This is a genomic window from Butyricicoccus sp. AF18-9LB, from assembly GCF_027684505.1.
Taxonomy (GTDB): domain Bacteria; phylum Bacillota; class Clostridia; order Oscillospirales; family Butyricicoccaceae; genus Agathobaculum; species Agathobaculum butyriciproducens.
The window spans coordinates 109846-124998 of the sequence record NZ_JAQCWA010000006.1; the positions used below are offsets into that span (position 1 = coordinate 109846).

Here is a 15153-nt window from a genome sequence, read left to right on the forward strand (position 1 = left end):
CATCTTGATGTATCAGGCAGGAGAGTTCATTGTGTACGGAACCAACAGTGTGTGCCGGGTAGAGTCAATCGGCAAGCCGCCGTTCGAGACCGAGGAGGATAAGCTGTACTATACGCTGGTACCGGTAACGGGCACGGAGACCATCTATATTCCGACGGATTCGCCGGTGTTTACCCGTCCGGTGATCTCCCGCGAAAAAGCAGAGGAACTCATCAACTCTATTCCTGACATCGAAGAGGACCACTTTGTCTGCCACAGCGTCCGCATGGCGAATGAGCATTATCAGGCGGCGCTGCAGAGCCACGACTGCGAGGAGCTTGTGCAGCTGATCAAGACGGTTTACGCCAAGTCGCGCCGGCACGGACGCCGTGTCAGTCAGGTCGATCAGCGCTACCGCAAACGTGCCGAGGAACTGCTTAACAGCGAGCTTTCGGTTGCACTCGGTATTCCGCTCAAGGAAGTTCCGGCGTATATCAATCAGAGGATTGGCAAGCTGGAAAAAAAGACGGCAAAGAAAACTGCAGAATAAATGGAAAAAGAGAGGCTTTGTAGCCTCTCTTTTTCAGTCTGTCAGGAAAACGAAGTTTTCGACAGTCTATTTGTTTAGAAACCGGAGAACCATTTTCGGATCTTCTCGAGGAAACCCGGATGCGGCGCAGGCTGTGCGGCCTGCTTGCGGGCGTTCTCAATGGCCTGCTGCATAAGCAGATCCTGTGCGCAGATGGGGTCCTGAACGGCAGGCTTTTTGCAGTAGGTGCCGTCCGGCTGCAGCACACGCGCCTTGACAGTATCGTGCTGCATGGCATAGAGAATATCATGCAGGCGGGCGCGGACGGCAGGATCGTCGATCGGACAGGCAATTTCAACGCGGCGTTCGGTGTTGCGCGTCATCAGATCGGCGGAGGAGATATGCATTTTTTCCTCGACACCGCGGCCGAACACATAAATGCGGGAATGCTCAAGAAAACGTCCGATAATGCTCGTCACTGTGATGTTCTCGGTGTGGCCCGGCACACCGGGCAGCAGGCAGCAGATGCCGCGCACGATCATCTCGACTGTAACGCCTGCGCAGGATGCCTCACGCAACTTGGCGATTACGTCGATATCGGTCAGCGAATTGAACTTAAGCAGGATGTAACCGTCCTTGCCTTTGGCAATCTGCTCGTCCATCAACGCCAGAATGTTGTTTTTCAGGCTGGTCGGCGCGACGAACAGGCGGCTGTAGCGTCCGGACAGGTTGCCGAGCGCCATGTTGTTGAAGAACGCGCCTGCGTCCTGACCGATTCGCTCATCCGTCGTGATGAGCGACACGTCCGTGTATTGCTTGGCGGTTTTCTCGTTGTAGTTGCCGGTGCCGACCTGCGTAATATGGCGGACGGTTCCGCGTTCTCTGCGGGTGATCAGGCAGATCTTGGAGTGCACCTTGTAATCCTCAAAGCCGTAAATGATCTTGCAGCCGGCTTCTTCCATGCGTTCGGACCAGTCGATGTTGTTCTGCTCGTCAAAGCGCGCGCGCAGCTCGATGAGTGCGGTAACGTCCTTGCCGTTTTCGGCGGCAGCACACAGGTATTCGACCAGCTTTGCCTTGCTTGCCAGCCGGTAAATCGTGATGCGGATCGCCAGTACAGCCGGGTCGTTTGCCGCCTCACGAATCATCTGCAGGAACGGCTCCATGCTCTCATACGGATAGGACAGCAGAATATCCCGCTGCAGAGCGGCCTTGAGCAGACTCTGACCGGCAGACAGCATGGCCGGCTGCTGCGGCGTGAAGGGCGCGTCGCTGAGAAACGCACGCTTTTTTTCCGGCAGGTGTTCGCCGAGCGAGAACGCATACCCGAGCTTGAGCGGTGCTGTGCGCGACAGGAAAATCTGTGCATCGCTGACCTCAAAGCGGCTGCGGAAGTGCTCTTTGAAGTGGTCGCTGATGGGACGGTTGATCTCCACGCGGACGACAGCCATGCGGCGGCGCTGCCGCAGCAGCTTTTCCATCTTTTTGCGAAAATCTCCGCTTTCTACGCCGAAGGTCTCGTCGTCCACCTGAATATCCGCATTGCGGGTAACGCAGAGCACAGTCTTTTCAAGTACGTCGTACATCTCGAACACATGGTCAGCGTAGGCGAGCAGAATATCCTCGGTGAGAATATAGCGCGACGGTGTCTCCGGCAGGAACACAACCGGCGGCAGCGATGCGGGCACGGGCAGCAGACCGAGCCGTTCGGTCTTTTTGTGGCTGAGCAGCGCGGCAATATGCAGCACCTTGCCCTCAAGGTGCGGGAACGGATGGTGCGAGTCCACGATCTGCGGCGAGAGAACCGGCGCAATGATATCTTTGAAATACCGCTTGATGTATTTCTGTTCGTCCGGCGCAAGCGAATCCATTGTCAGTCGGCGCAGACCAATCGCACTCAGTTTGCTGTCCACATCGGAGAACGCCGCGTCACGACGTGCATAGAGCGGCACAACCGCCTTGTAGATCAGATGCAGCTGCTCTTTGGCGGTCAGACCGGATTTACTGTCGGTATGCTCCTTGTCCACGGCGGCCATGTCGCATAGGCTGCCGACACGGATCATGAAGAACTCATCCAGATTACTGGTAAAGATTGCGAGGAATTTGAAACGCTCGAGCAGAGGCACGTTCTCATCCTCCGCCTCGGCGAGCACGCGGGCGTTGAACTGCAGCCACGAAAGCTCACGATTCTGGGTGTAGCCCTGCTCCCAAATCTTCTGTGTCATATCATGTCCCCCTTCGTGGTGGCATACGCCGTCATTCTATCGTTACTATTATACTGCGCTTTTGTAAAGGAACAATGCGTTTCATGTAAAATGTATAAAAAGTTTCTTTCCTCCGCAGGTCTTGCGGGAAATGAAAAGGTCTGTTATACTGTGGATATAAAATAAGAAGAAAGAGGGAGAAAATCAGATATGATCAACATCTGGCATGACATTGATCCGAGTCGCGTAACGCCGGAGAGCTTTACGGCAGTCATTGAAATTCCGGCAGGCAGCAAGAAAAAGTATGAGCTGGACAAGCAGACCGGTCTGCTGCGGCTGGATCGTATTCTGTATACTTCAACGCATTATCCGGCCAATTATGGCTTTATTCCGCGCACTTATGCGGGCGACGGCGATCCACTGGATGTGCTCGTGCTGTGCAGTGAAACGCTTGACCCGATGGTCGAGGTGGACTGCTATCCGATCGGCGTGATCCGCATGATTGATGATGACGAGATCGACGATAAGATCATCGCCATTCCGTTCGAGGACCCGAACTGGAACTATTATCATGATATCGACCAGCTGCCGCCGCATCACGGCAACGAGATCGCGCATTTCTTCGAGATTTACAAGAGTCTGGAGCACAAGTACACCGCAACGTCGGACGCGCTGACGCGTTCGGTGGCAGTCAAGGTGATCAAGGACTGTATCGAGCGATATGAGGTTCATTACTGCGGCAAGTGTCCGAGTAAGGAATACGAGTCGGAGAAAAAGCGCCTCAAGGAAGAAAAGAAGGAGGCCAAGGAGAAGGAAAAGCTCATTAAGGATATCCGCAAGGGCTAAGTACATAGAGCCGAGGACAGCTTTCGCATCAACGAGCGGCGTGACACGGGTCTCTCCGGGGAGCTTCTCTTGCTCTTCGGGCGAAACCGTGCGTTTGATTCGGCACCCGTTATATGAAAAAAACACAGCCATCCATTTGGATGGCTGTGTTTTTTGGAGCAGGGTACGGGAATCGAACCCGCCTCTGTGGCTTGGGAAGCGACCGTTCTACCGATGAACTAACCCTGCAGACAACAGTATTATTGTAAAGGTCTGACGGGCTTTTGTCAAGTGCCCGGACGGGGAATCCGTGGTGTTTCCACCGTGCAAACCGGAAAAAGACCGCTGTACAATCATACAGCGGTCTCAGTCTGTCGAAAAAGCAGCATTTCAACTCTTGTGCTTTGTGCGGCAGCACGCATAAAATAGAATTTGCGGAGCAAATTCATAAATTCCGGGGGCGTGTACCTCGGAATTTATACAAGGGAAGAAAAAATGTGCCTGCAAGGCGCGGTTTTTCTTCGAAATTCGATCGAAAGCGTGGTTTCGATCGAGAGGCTGCTCGGAAAACGTTAGTTTTTCGACAGCCTCAGACCGCTGTACAATCATACAGCGGTCTTTCTATTGTTTATTTTACTTGCGGGTCTTGGAGAAATCGCGGCAAGCCGTGCTGCCTCTCCAGGAGTAGCCGGGGTTCTGCATAAACATGGATTCAGCGATCGTACCGAGCGTGCGGATGTAATTCTTCTTAGTCATGATAATGAGCCTCCTTTAATCCGTCTTCTGACGGGTGCAGCTAACATTTTTTCTGTTCTTTCTGATTACGATATTAGTATAGCGCATTTCAGAAAAAACGCAAGACGCAATTTCGTTATATTGCATTAAAACCATGAAAAGAATTTGTATAATATCCATAAAAGAAAAGGCGCATGCCTCAAACATACGCCTTGTGCATTGTTACTTTTTGCCGGTATACGGACGAAGGTCCAGCAGAGCACGTTCCACACTCCAGTAGAAGCCCTGTTCACCGACCATATCATAAATACCGGAGCGGTGCATCATATTCATGGCACTGCTCGGCAGGCCGCACAGTACGATATCCACACCGTTTTCGTGCAGCGAACGAAGAATATCCATCAGCGCCTGTGCTGCCGAAATATCAATATACGGCACACCGCGCATGGACAGCAGCAGCGTATCACAGGTGCCGACACGCTCGGTCAGCTGCTCGATGGTGTCGATGTTGGCGAAGATCAGCGGACCGGTGATGTAAGCGACCATTGCGTTGCGGTAACGTTCACTCAGCGCCTCGTCGTTGTTTTTGATACGGGACATGTCAACACGCTCGTAGTTGATCTGCAGCTTGGACAGACGGGCAACCATCAGAATCAGGCCGAGACCGACACCGACTACGATCGCAACCGTCAGATCGAATACGATGGTGCAGATCATGGTGACGATAAATTTCGCCATGGCACCCTTGAAACGGTGGCTGAACATGTACTTGATGGCGTGCCACTCGTTCATGCGCCATGCAGTGACCATCAGCACGCCTGCCAGACCGGCCAGCGGCACATTCTGAATGACCGGCGCGAGCAGAAACATCATGATCAACAGACCGACCGCATGGAAGATACCGGTCAGACGGGTCTGCGCACCCGAGCGAACTGCTACCGAGGTGCGCGCCAGAGCAGCAGTCGCCGGAATGCCGCCGAACATCGGCAGCACCATGTTGCCGACGCCCTGTGCGAACAGCTCCTGATCGTTGTTGAGCTTGACGCCGGTCGCGCGGCCGGCAGACGCACCGCACAGCAGGCTTTCGAGCATGTTCAGCACCGCGATGGAGAATGCCGGTGCCAACAGAGCAGGAACCGTGTTCCAGTCAATCTGTGCCGGAGACAGACGATCCGGCAGCATGAGCGTTTTCGGAATCTCGCCGACGGTTGCTATATCGAGCTTCAGAATCATCGTTGCCGCAGTTGCGATGATAATGCCGATGAGTGAGGCCGGTACGACCGCGTTCCATTTTTTCGGGAAGAACACCATCAGCAGAACGACAAAAAGCGCAATCAGTGTGGTAGCAATATCCGGATGAAAGCCGAGATCCTTATACGAGATGATCTTCGCAATCGCACTGGCCCCTTCCGAGTGCGTGCCGAAGAAGTTGTCGATCTGACCCATCGCGATGATGACCGCAATACCCGAGGTAAAACCGGTGATAACCGGCGCGGGTACGAAGGCGGTCAGGTTGCCGAGGTGCAGCACCGCCGCAAGGATGAGCAGTGCACCGGCGAGAAAGGTTGCCACGAACATGCCCTGCATGCCGTAGGTCGCGATCAGCGAGCCGAGAATGGCTGCCATCGCACCGGTCGGACCGGAAATCTGATAATAGCCGCCGGTCAGCGCCGAGATGATAAGACCGGCAACAATCGCTGTAACCAGGCCGCAGGCCGCCGTCGCACCGGCCGATACGCCGAACGCCAGTGCCAGAGGCAGCGCCACTGCCGCAACGGTCAGACCGGCCATCAGGTCCTTGGCCAGCTTTTGCCCGTTGTAGCCCTTGAATTCCTGCTGAAGCTGCCGCAAAAATGCAGTTCCCATGATGTTTTTATTCCCCTTTTCGTGATTCTCCCGTACACAGCAAAAAGCAGGGCGGCCAACGGAAAACGTCAGCACCCTGCTTTGTGGTGTACAGGCGTATAGCAACAGTATATCATATAGAAAACGATACAGCAAATCAAAATGGCAGAAAAATAGAAAATTGTGCAAATTGTTGAACATTCTGCGCGGTTATCACGTGAAGTTGACCATGCGGAAATTTGACGGGAGGACAGGCGTTGCAAAATTCCGCTAAACAGCATATAATCTAAGGCATGAGCATGGAAGCATGAAAGGAAATGAAAAGCTATGCATGACGATCTGACCGCACAGGACATTGAAATGATGCAGAAGGAACTGGACCACCGCAAGCTGGAGCTGATGCCCGAGCTGATCGAGGAGGTCAAGCGCACACGCGCGTTCGGCGACCTGAGTGAAAATTTTGAATACAAAGCCGCCAAGCAGGTGCAGAACCGCAACCGCAGCCGCATCCGCTATCTGGAGCGCATGATTAAATCCGCGCATGTGATTGAGGATAAAGCGGGCGCGGATGAGGTCGGTCTGTTCGATAAGGTGGAGCTGCTGTTTGAGGACGATGATGACACGGATACCATTCAGGTGGTAACGACCGTGCGGTGTGATCCGCTGAACGGCAGAATCAGCTGCAAGGCACCGCTCGGTAAGGCGGTGCTCGGCAAAAAGGTCGGTGACCGGGTGGATGTCACCACCGAAGAGGGCGACAGCTATACTGTTGTGATCAAGTCCATCACCAAGGAGAAGGATGATGGCTCGGGACCTATTTTGTAATTGGAAAATGGAGAATGGAAAATGAATGTGCGCGCCGAAGGCGCGGATTAAATAATCGTGCTATGCACGATACCTTCATTCTCCATCCTCAATTCTCCATTTTCCATTATTCAACATGATAAATAAAAACTGCTGCATAAACTTCGGTGCAGCAGTTTTTTCATGTACTCACAGCCCAAACAGGAGCAGGGCGGCGGTGAGCAGAAACTGTTCCCAATCCACCACGCCGTCATCGTCCATCAGCAGGAACCACACGATGAGCAGGGCGATCATAGTATCCATGTCCAGCCGGACACCCTGCAGACGCTCATTCAGCGTGCGTCCGAGACCGGAAAAGGTGCTGCTCTGCGGCGGCTCGCTTGTTTCCGGTGCGGTCTGCTCTGCGGCGGCAAGATAGCGGTTATACATGGGTCAGCACCTCCTATAAGGTTCGCGGCGCGGTATCGTCTGTAGAGAGGTTCACCTGTCCGAGTGCCGCGCGCGCCATCCGAGCCATGCTGACCAGACGGAGGGCACGGTCGAACTGGCCGGAGACCTCCTCGGCAACGAACGGCTTGAGCGCACCGAGCAGTGCACGTTTTTCCGGTTTTACGGCATTCTGCCCGCTCTGCGCGATCGCGCCGATGACCGGAAGCGCCTTCTGCATCATTTCGGAGGCCGGATCGTAGGTGCTCTGCGGCTCTGCCTGTGCGGACGGCTGACCGCCGAGCAGGTCGGACACGGTTTTCATCGCGTTCTGCAGTGACTCCGGGTCGCTCAGCAGCGAGGAAAGCATATCGTTTTCCATCCAAACGCCTCCTTATTTGCCGAAAATGTGCCGAAGCTGAGCGGCAAGCCGCGCACCCTCGGGTGTCTGCATGAGTTTTTGCGCTGCCTGTGCTGCGCTGCGCATGTCACCTCTTTGAGCGGCTTTTGCGGCCTGTTCCAACTCATCGGCATGCTGTGCGGACAGCTGCTCGACCGCACGCCTGCCGTCTGCGGTGCCGAGCGCACCGGAAAGCCGTTCGAGCGCCGCGTCACCGCCGGCCTGTGCCGCAAGTCTGCGGAGCAGTTCGTTCTGATCCATTCGCGTCCCGTCCTCTCTCATAAGAAGTTGTTTCATGACAGTATATGCCGCCGGGAGGAGAAGTGTGTGCACAGGGAAATAAATTGTGGCTGATCGCAAGAAAATTACTTTACATCGCGGGATACTCGGTGTAAAATACAGCTATATGTGCGGCGCAGAGAGAGGGAACAACATGAAAGTGCTGATATTTGCAGATTCCCACGGCTATAACATGGCAATGGCCTTTGCGGTAGACAGGGAAGAACCGGATGCGGTCATTCACTTAGGCGATCACGCCGAGGATGCTCGCGAGATCGAGCGCGTGTTCCCGGCCATGCCGATCTACCGCGTGCGGGGCAACAACGATTTTGACCCCGATGTGCCGCTGAATGCGGTTGTGACACCGGGCGGCGTGCGGATTTATATCACGCACGGCCACCGTGAGCGTGTCGGCATGCTGTCGAGCGGCATTGTGTCCCAGCGGGCTTACGAGGAGCACTGCGCGCTTGCCTTTTTCGGGCATACGCACCGCATGATGCTCGAGCGGGAGAACGGCGTGTGGGTATGCAATCCGGGCAGCATCAGTCTGCCGCGCGGCGGCCCGGCCAGCTATGCTCGGCTGACTGTCGAGAACGGACGGGCTGCGCTGCTCGAGCTGGTCGATGAGGACGGCAGTCTGCTGCGAAAAGAGAGTCTGTAAGAGAAATAGAAAATTAGGAGAACATTATGCTTTTAGCAATCGACGTAGGCAACACCAACATGGTGTTCGGTTTATATGACGGAGACAAGCTGCGCGGCTCGTTCCGCATTTCCACCAATTCTGAGCGCACCTCGGATGAGCTGGGCATGCTGATCGCGCAGTATTATCACTTCCACGAGATCAGCTGCGCGGAAACGACGGCGGTCGTGATCGCATCGGTCGTGCCGCCGGTGATGTATACGCTGATCAATGCCATCCGCAAGTATCTGTTTGTGCAGCCGGTCATTGCAGGCCGCGATGCGGATATCGGCATTGAAAACTGCTATGCCAACCCGCGCGAGGTCGGCGCGGACCGACTGGTCAACGCGGTTTCTGCGGTTCGCAAGTATGGCAAGCCGCTCATTATTGTGGATATCGGCACGGCGACTACCTTTGACGCCATTGACGAGAACGGCGCGTATCAGGGCGGCGCGATTTTCCCAGGTCTGAAGGTGGCGATGGAGGCGCTGTTCCTCAAGGCGTCCAAGCTGCCGCGCGTGGACATCGAGCGCCCGGAGAATGCCATCGGCAAGACTACCGTGCAGTCCATGCAGTCCGGTGCGGTGCGCGGCTATGTCGGCGCGCTGACCGGCATTATCACGGATATCCAGAAGGAGCTGGGCGGCAAGGCGAGAGTCGTCGCTACCGGCGGCATGGGCCGCATGATGGCGGAATACTGCGACCTCATTGACGATGTGGACCCGAACCTGACGCTCGAGGGTCTGCGTCTCATCTACGAGAACAACCGCGAGGCGTTTGAAAACCGCAAGCTGGATATGACCAGCAGCGTCATCGAAGTGACCGAGGAAGGTACATGGCAGGAGAACAAGTGAGTTGAGCTGCCGCGGAACCGCTTTTTCAGCAAACACAAGTAACTTTCTGCCGAAAACAGTAATTCTGCTGAAAAAACGCAGAAAAAGGCTTGAACTTTTTCAAATCACTGCGGTGAAAAGTGCTTTGCAAAACCGATAGAATGTTGTAAAATAGAAGTGGTTTCGTGTATGCGAACACCACTTCTATTTTTGTTTTTGGGCACGGTGTGGGTTACACCGTGGAGAAGGCTGTGGAAGCCGCAACCACCCATTCTGACGAGAATGGGGCGCGAAAGCGAAAGCCTTTCGCGTCGGGACATAAAGGAGCGAAGGAAACACACATGGGTATGACAATCGCGCAGAAGATTTTGAAAGCGCACTTGGTAGACGGCGAAATGGCACTGGGTCAGGAGATCGGTCTCAAGATCGACCAGACGCTGACGCAGGATGCCACCGGCACGATGGCTTATCTCCAGTTTGAGGCGATGGGCGTCGATCAGGTCAAGACCGAGCGCTCGGTCGCTTACATTGACCACAATACCCTGCAGTCCGGCTTCGAGAATGCGGACGACCACAAATATATCGGTTCTGTCGCTAAGAAGCACGGTATCTACTATTCGAAGGCAGGCAACGGCATCTGCCATCAGGTGCATCTGGAGCGCTTCGGCGCACCGGGCAAGACCCTGATCGGCTCGGACAGCCATACGCCGACCGGCGGCGGCATCGGCATGCTGGCGTTCGGTGCCGGCGGCCTGGACGTTGCAGTCGCAATGGGCGGCGGCGCGTACTACATTCCGATGCCGAAGATGGTCCGCGTCAACCTGACCGGCAAGCTGTCGCCGTGGGTATCTGCGAAGGACGTTATTCTGGACGTACTGCGCCAGATGACCGTCAAGGGCGGCGTCGGCAAGATCGTAGAGTACGCAGACGAGGGCGTAAAGACCCTGTCCGTACCGGAGCGTGCCACCATCACCAACATGGGCGCTGAGCTGGGCGCTACCACCTCGATCTTCCCGTCCGACGAGGCAACCAAGAAGTTCCTCGAAGCACAGGGCCGCGGCGACGTATGGGTACCGCTGTCCTCCGACCCGGACGCAGAGTATGACGAGGAGTACACCGTAGACCTGTCCGCACTCGAGCCGCTGGCAGCTATGCCGCATATGCCGGATAACGTCAAGAAGGTATCCGAGATCGGCGAGATCAAGGTAAACCAGTGCTGCATCGGTTCGTGCACCAACTCCTCCTATTACGACATGATGAAGGTCGCTTCCATCCTCAAGGGCAAGACCGTAAGCCCGGAGGTTTCGCTGACCATCAGCCCCGGTTCCAAGCAGGTATTCAATATGCTGGCGCAGAACGGCGCTCTGGCGGATATCATTTCGGCTGGTGCGCGTATCCTTGAATGCGCCTGCGGTCCCTGCATCGGCATGGGCCAGTCGCCGGAGTCCGGCGGCGTATCGCTGCGTACCTTCAACCGCAACTTTGAGGGCCGTTCCGGCACCCAGGATGCACAGATCTTCCTCGTATCTCCGGAGGTTGCAGCAGCGTCTGCACTGACCGGTGTGCTGACCGATCCGCGCACCCTCGGTGAGATGCCGGAGATCGAAATGCCCGAGCATTTCACCATCAATGACAACATGATCGTAAAGCCGGCCGAGAATCCGGCTGAGGTTGAGGTCGTTCGCGGCCCGAACATCAAGCCGTTCCCGCTGGGCAAGGCACTCGAGGCATCCTACACCGGCAAGGTCGTTCTCAAGACTGAGGACAACATCACCACCGACCACATCCTGCCGGCCGGCGCAAAACTGCTGCCGTACCGCTCGAACGTGCCGTACTACTCCAACTACTGCTTTATCAACGTCGATCCGGAGTTCCCGTCCCGCTGCAAGGAGCAGGGCGGCGGCGTAATTGTCGGCGGCGCAAACTACGGTCAGGGCTCGTCCCGTGAGCATGCAGCGCTCGTTCCGCTGTATCTGGGCGTAAAGGCCGTACTGTGCAAGTCCTTCGCACGAATTCACAAGGCAAATCTGGTCAACTCCGGTATCATCCCGCTGACCTTTGCCGATCCGGCGGATTACGATGCGATCAATCTGCTGGATGAAATCTCTCTGCCGAACGTGCTCGAGGAAGTGAAGAACGGCGAGCAGGTCACCGTTGTTTGCGGCGGCAAGACCTTCAAGGCCGACTGTGAGGTTTCCGAGCGCCAGCGTCACGCACTGCTTGCAGGCGGCACGCTGCTGTACGCACGTCAGCAGAGCAAGTAAGTCAAGACGTTATGCCGACCGGAGAGCCAAGCGGGTTCTCTGGTCGGACTTGACAGCCATATTTTCTTTTGTTAAAATAATATCAATGGTGTAGGAGGACAAAACCATGTCTATCGACCAGTCTGTTCTGGATAAATTTGAGGCAGTTGTAGAGAGCCAGCGCAAGCGTATCATGGATATGAAGGCGCAGGACGATTTTATTGATTACTCCAAGCTGGACAAGCTGATCATCGGCGTGTGCGGCGGCGACGGCATCGGCCCGATGATCACCGGCATGGCCCAGCACGCGCTGGAGGTTCTGCTGGCGGACAAGGTAAAGGCCGGTAAGGTAGAGTTCCGCGTGATCGACGGTCTGACCATCGAGCGCCGTGCCGAGCTCGGCTGCGCTATCCCGCCCGACGTTATGGAAGAGCTGAAGAAGTGCCACGTTATCCTGAAGGGTCCCACCACGACTCCGCGCAAGGGTGATCCGTGGCCGAACGTAGAGTCCGCGAACGTTGCAATGCGTAAGGGTCTCGACCTGTTTGCCAACGTGCGCCCGGTAAAGGTACCTGAGCTGGGTATCGACTGGACGTTCTACCGTGAGAACACCGAGGGCGGCTACGCTGTCGGTTCGCAGGGTGTGCAGATCGACGACGATCTGTTCATCGACTTTACCGTAGCTACCTCGCAGGGCTGCGAGCGTATCGCTCGTCTGGCCTTCGACTATGCACGCAAGACCGGCAAGAACCGCGTTTCCTGCGTCACCAAGGCGAATATCATCAAGACCACCGACGGCAAGTTCCTCGATACCTGCCAGAAGGTAGCCAAGGAGTATCCGGAAGTACAGTTTGATGACTGGTACATCGACATCATGACCGCAAAGCTGCTCGATGACAAGCGCCGCCGCGACTTTAAGGTCGTTGTTCTGCCGAACCTGTACGGCGACATCATCACCGACGAGGCCGCTGAGATCCAGGGCGGTGTCGGCACGGCAGGCTCTGCCAATATCGGCAAGCGCTATGCGATGTTCGAGGCAATTCATGGCTCTGCGCCGCGTATGGTACAGGAAGGCCGTGCAAAGTACGCGGATCCGTCCTCCGTACTGCGTGCAGCCGTTATGCTGCTTGAGCACATCGGTGAAATCGAACTGGCAAAGAAGCTCGACCGAGCACTTGATATCTGCATGGTAGAGGAGCACAAGGTTGTTGTTACCGGTCGTGATACCGGTGCAACCGCACAGGAATTTACCGATTATGTGCTGGATACCATCGCTAAGCTGTAATTTACACGAGAAATAGAATTTGAGAGAGGGAGAGGGTCTGTGGAACACAAGCAAGAGGTTTCCAAAGCGGTAATTCAGCGATTGCCTCGCTATTATCGGAATATTTGTGAGCTGAAGGCTGAAGGGGAGCAGCGTATCTCCTCCAAAGCACTGGCAGAGCGCATGGGACTGACCGCTTCGCAGATTCGTCAGGACTTTAACTGCTTCGGCGGCTTTGGTCAGCAGGGCTACGGCTATAATATCGACAAACTGCAGGAGGAGCTGGGTGCGATCATGGGTCTGCGGACCGGCCGCACGGCGATTCTGCTGGGTGCCGGTAACCTCGGTCGTGCACTGCTTAATAACTTTAACTTTTTTGCCAGCGGCTTTGAGCTGCTGTGTGCGTTTGACGCAAATCCGCAGCTCATTGGTCAGCGCTTTGGCGGCCATGAGGTACGCAGCGCGGATACGCTTGCGGAGTTTATTGAGCGCAACAAGCCGGATGTGGCGGTGCTCACCATTCCGCGCGGAGATGCCCCGCGTATCGCACACGGTCTGGTAGAGCGCGGTATCCGCGGTCTGTGGAATTTCACCGGCGAGGACCTTCATTTGGAGGGACTGGGCGTTCCGGTCGAAAACGTGCATCTGTCGGACAGCCTGATGACACTGTGCCATCTGGTCGGCGCAGCAGACGGGGAAAGAGAGCAGAACCTGTAAAACGAAAGGGAGTATCTTTTGATACTCCCTTTTTTGTGCGAAAAAAGCCGCTATCCAATGGATGAGCGGCTTTGGTATTACATTTTGTCCAGATAATACGGTGTTGTCTGGTACACATAGTAGTTGACCCAGTTGGTGTAAAACAGGTTGGCATGTGCCTTCCAGGTCACCAGTACGTCCTCGTTGGGATCATCGTTGCGGAAGTAATGGCGCGGCACCTCCGGGTTCATGCCTTTAGCCAGATCACGCTCATACTCCTTTTTGAGCGTGTCGGCGTCGTACTCGCCGTGACCCAGCACAAAGATCTGACGGCCATTCATTGCCTCTACGATGTGCACACCGGCTTCGTGCGACTCCGCGAGAATGGTCAGACGATCGTTTTTGCGGATGTCGGCGGCACGCACCTCGGTGTGGCGCGAGTGCGGTGCGCAGAAGATATCATCAAAGCCGCGCAGCAGCGGCTCCTTCGGCAGCAGAACATGGTGCTTGAAAATACCGGACATTTTCTCGGGCAGCATGTACTTCGGAATACCGTAGTGATAATACAGACCGGCCTGCGCCCCCCAGCAGATGTGCAGCGTGGAATGAACGTGCGTTTTAGTCCAGTCCATGATCTCGGTCAGTTCCTTCCAGTATTCGACTTCCTCAAACGGCATGGTCTCTACCGGCGCACCGGTGATGATAAAACCGTCATATTTCTGGTCGCGGATATCGTCGAACGTCTTGTAGAAGGTGAGAAGATGATCCTCCGGCGTATTTTTGGAATGGTACGTTTCGGTCTGGATCAGATCGACCTCGATCTGGATCGGCGTGTTGGATAAACAGCGCAGGATCTGGGTCTCGGTAATGATTTTCAATGGCATCAGGTTGAGTAAACCGATGCGAAGAGGACGAATGTCCTGTGTCGCGGCACGGTGTTCGGTCATAACGAAAATGTTTTCGCTCTCCAATACGGCGCGTGCCGGCAGACTGTCGGCTATCTTGATAGGCAAGCCGACACCTCCTTTTTCTCTTCACAAATCTTTATATAATATATTCAGTATAGCAGATTTACGGCGGTATCTCAAGGGTTTGCATAAAATGCAGAAAAATGAAAAATAGTTATTGACAAAACAGGGGGAACGATGGTATCCTAAATAAGCTGTTTTCAAACAGCGGTTCAGCGTACCAAAAAGAACTTGAAAAAAGTTCTTGACAAACGGCGAAAAGTTTGGTATTCTGAATAAGCTGTTTCGACAGCGGTCAAAATAGAATCGAGTCGATGAACGAAAATTGATTGAAAAATAAATCGAAAAAAGTTCTTGACAAACGCTTCTGGTTTTGATATACTGAATAAGCTATTGATGAGCGGTTAAGAACAACGAAAAGTTGTGAAAACTCTTTGAAAACAG

Annotated in this window: 15 protein-coding genes and 1 tRNA gene; 8 read left to right on the plus strand and 8 right to left on the minus strand. The window is 54.8% G+C overall.

What is annotated here, in order from left to right:
• Nucleotides 1–7: 7 nt before the first annotated feature.
• On the plus strand, nt 8–529 hold the full coding sequence (locus PGY33_RS05845) for a CarD family transcriptional regulator (RefSeq protein ID WP_118480984.1): 522 nt from the start codon (nt 8–10) through the stop codon (nt 527–529).
• A 74-nt stretch (nt 530–603) separates the two neighbouring features.
• Here PGY33_RS05845 and ppk1 read toward each other — a convergent pair whose 3' ends face one another.
• The gene (gene ppk1 / locus PGY33_RS05850) at nt 604–2733 is read right to left on the minus strand and encodes a polyphosphate kinase 1 (protein ID WP_270477715.1); all 2130 of its coding nucleotides are present in this window, start codon (nt 2731–2733) and stop codon (nt 604–606) included.
• A 192-nt stretch (nt 2734–2925) separates the two neighbouring features.
• Between ppk1 and PGY33_RS05855 the strand changes: the two genes are divergently transcribed.
• On the plus strand, nt 2926–3558 hold the full coding sequence (locus PGY33_RS05855) for an inorganic diphosphatase (protein WP_118480997.1): 633 nt from the start codon (nt 2926–2928) through the stop codon (nt 3556–3558).
• A gap of 154 nt (nt 3559–3712) precedes the next feature.
• On the opposite strand, the gene PGY33_RS05860 is transcribed toward PGY33_RS05855, so the two are convergent.
• The 3 genes from PGY33_RS05860 to PGY33_RS05870 all read right to left on the minus strand — a co-directional run bounded on the left by PGY33_RS05860 (nt 3713) and on the right by PGY33_RS05870 (nt 6138).
• Nucleotides 3713–3786 (minus strand) — tRNA-Gly (locus PGY33_RS05860).
• Between the two features lie 384 nt (nt 3787–4170).
• Nucleotides 4171–4293, minus strand: a complete 123-nt coding sequence (locus PGY33_RS05865) for a hypothetical protein (protein ID WP_256372561.1) — start codon at nt 4291–4293, stop codon at nt 4171–4173.
• Between the two features lie 201 nt (nt 4294–4494).
• Entirely contained in the window at nt 4495–6138 is a 1644-nt protein-coding gene (locus PGY33_RS05870) for a SulP family inorganic anion transporter (protein ID WP_118360975.1), read from the minus strand.
• Between the two features lie 306 nt (nt 6139–6444).
• Between PGY33_RS05870 and PGY33_RS05875 the strand changes: the two genes are divergently transcribed.
• A complete protein-coding gene (locus tag PGY33_RS05875) occupies nt 6445–6942 on the plus strand; it encodes a GreA/GreB family elongation factor (protein WP_118480986.1) in 498 nt (165 codons plus the stop codon).
• A gap of 168 nt (nt 6943–7110) precedes the next feature.
• Here PGY33_RS05875 and PGY33_RS05880 read toward each other — a convergent pair whose 3' ends face one another.
• From PGY33_RS05880 to PGY33_RS05890, 3 genes are read right to left on the minus strand one after another with little or no spacing between them, the layout of a single operon-like run.
• Nucleotides 7111–7350: a hypothetical protein gene (locus PGY33_RS05880; protein ID WP_118480987.1), complete on the minus strand. Its 240-nt coding sequence runs from the start codon at nt 7348–7350 to the stop codon at nt 7111–7113.
• A 13-nt stretch (nt 7351–7363) separates the two neighbouring features.
• Nucleotides 7364–7729 carry a hypothetical protein gene (locus PGY33_RS05885; protein WP_118480988.1) on the minus strand — a complete coding sequence of 122 codons (366 nt, stop codon included), beginning with the start codon at nt 7727–7729 and terminating at the stop codon, nt 7364–7366.
• 12 nt (nt 7730–7741) lie between these two features.
• Nucleotides 7742–8008, minus strand: a complete 267-nt coding sequence (locus PGY33_RS05890) for a hypothetical protein (protein ID WP_116705580.1) — start codon at nt 8006–8008, stop codon at nt 7742–7744.
• A 172-nt stretch (nt 8009–8180) separates the two neighbouring features.
• Between PGY33_RS05890 and PGY33_RS05895 the strand changes: the two genes are divergently transcribed.
• The 5 genes from PGY33_RS05895 to PGY33_RS05915 all read left to right on the plus strand — a co-directional run bounded on the left by PGY33_RS05895 (nt 8181) and on the right by PGY33_RS05915 (nt 13762).
• Entirely contained in the window at nt 8181–8687 is a 507-nt protein-coding gene (locus PGY33_RS05895) for a metallophosphoesterase family protein (protein ID WP_158575219.1), read from the plus strand.
• A gap of 26 nt (nt 8688–8713) precedes the next feature.
• On the plus strand, nt 8714–9559 hold the full coding sequence (locus PGY33_RS05900; RefSeq protein WP_118480990.1) for a type III pantothenate kinase: 846 nt from the start codon (nt 8714–8716) through the stop codon (nt 9557–9559).
• A 320-nt stretch (nt 9560–9879) separates the two neighbouring features.
• Nucleotides 9880–11802 carry an aconitate hydratase gene (locus tag PGY33_RS05905; protein WP_118480991.1) on the plus strand — a complete coding sequence of 641 codons (1923 nt, stop codon included), beginning with the start codon at nt 9880–9882 and terminating at the stop codon, nt 11800–11802.
• 106 nt (nt 11803–11908) lie between these two features.
• A complete protein-coding gene (locus PGY33_RS05910; protein ID WP_118480992.1) occupies nt 11909–13066 on the plus strand; it encodes an isocitrate/isopropylmalate family dehydrogenase in 1158 nt (385 codons plus the stop codon).
• Between the two features lie 39 nt (nt 13067–13105).
• Nucleotides 13106–13762 (plus strand): redox-sensing transcriptional repressor Rex, encoded by a 657-nt coding sequence (locus PGY33_RS05915; RefSeq protein WP_270477717.1) that lies wholly within the window; start codon nt 13106–13108, stop codon nt 13760–13762.
• Between the two features lie 77 nt (nt 13763–13839).
• On the opposite strand, the gene metA is transcribed toward PGY33_RS05915, so the two are convergent.
• Nucleotides 13840–14754: a homoserine O-acetyltransferase MetA gene (gene metA, locus PGY33_RS05920; RefSeq protein WP_118360959.1), complete on the minus strand. Its 915-nt coding sequence runs from the start codon at nt 14752–14754 to the stop codon at nt 13840–13842.
• Between the last annotated feature and the right edge of the window lie 399 nt (nt 14755–15153).

What these genes read in the sequence shown, in the direction of transcription:
- PGY33_RS05845 (WP_118480984.1), top strand. Translation starts at nt 8, where the DNA reads ATGTATCAGGCAGGAGAGTTCATTGTGTACGGAACCAACAGTGTGTGC.
- ppk1 (WP_270477715.1), bottom strand. Translation starts at nt 2,733, where the DNA reads ATGACACAGAAGATTTGGGAGCAGGGCTACACCCAGAATCGTGAGCTT.
- PGY33_RS05865 (WP_256372561.1), bottom strand. Translation starts at nt 4,293, where the DNA reads ATGACTAAGAAGAATTACATCCGCACGCTCGGTACGATCGCTGAATCC.
- PGY33_RS05870 (WP_118360975.1), bottom strand. Translation starts at nt 6,138, where the DNA reads ATGGGAACTGCATTTTTGCGGCAGCTTCAGCAGGAATTCAAGGGCTAC.
- PGY33_RS05875 (WP_118480986.1), top strand. Translation starts at nt 6,445, where the DNA reads ATGCATGACGATCTGACCGCACAGGACATTGAAATGATGCAGAAGGAA.
- PGY33_RS05880 (WP_118480987.1), bottom strand. Translation starts at nt 7,350, where the DNA reads ATGTATAACCGCTATCTTGCCGCCGCAGAGCAGACCGCACCGGAAACA.
- PGY33_RS05885 (WP_118480988.1), bottom strand. Translation starts at nt 7,729, where the DNA reads ATGGAAAACGATATGCTTTCCTCGCTGCTGAGCGACCCGGAGTCACTG.
- PGY33_RS05890 (WP_116705580.1), bottom strand. Translation starts at nt 8,008, where the DNA reads ATGGATCAGAACGAACTGCTCCGCAGACTTGCGGCACAGGCCGGCGGT.
- PGY33_RS05895 (WP_158575219.1), top strand. Translation starts at nt 8,181, where the DNA reads ATGAAAGTGCTGATATTTGCAGATTCCCACGGCTATAACATGGCAATG.
- PGY33_RS05900 (WP_118480990.1), top strand. Translation starts at nt 8,714, where the DNA reads ATGCTTTTAGCAATCGACGTAGGCAACACCAACATGGTGTTCGGTTTA.
- PGY33_RS05905 (WP_118480991.1), top strand. Translation starts at nt 9,880, where the DNA reads ATGGGTATGACAATCGCGCAGAAGATTTTGAAAGCGCACTTGGTAGAC.
- PGY33_RS05910 (WP_118480992.1), top strand. Translation starts at nt 11,909, where the DNA reads ATGTCTATCGACCAGTCTGTTCTGGATAAATTTGAGGCAGTTGTAGAG.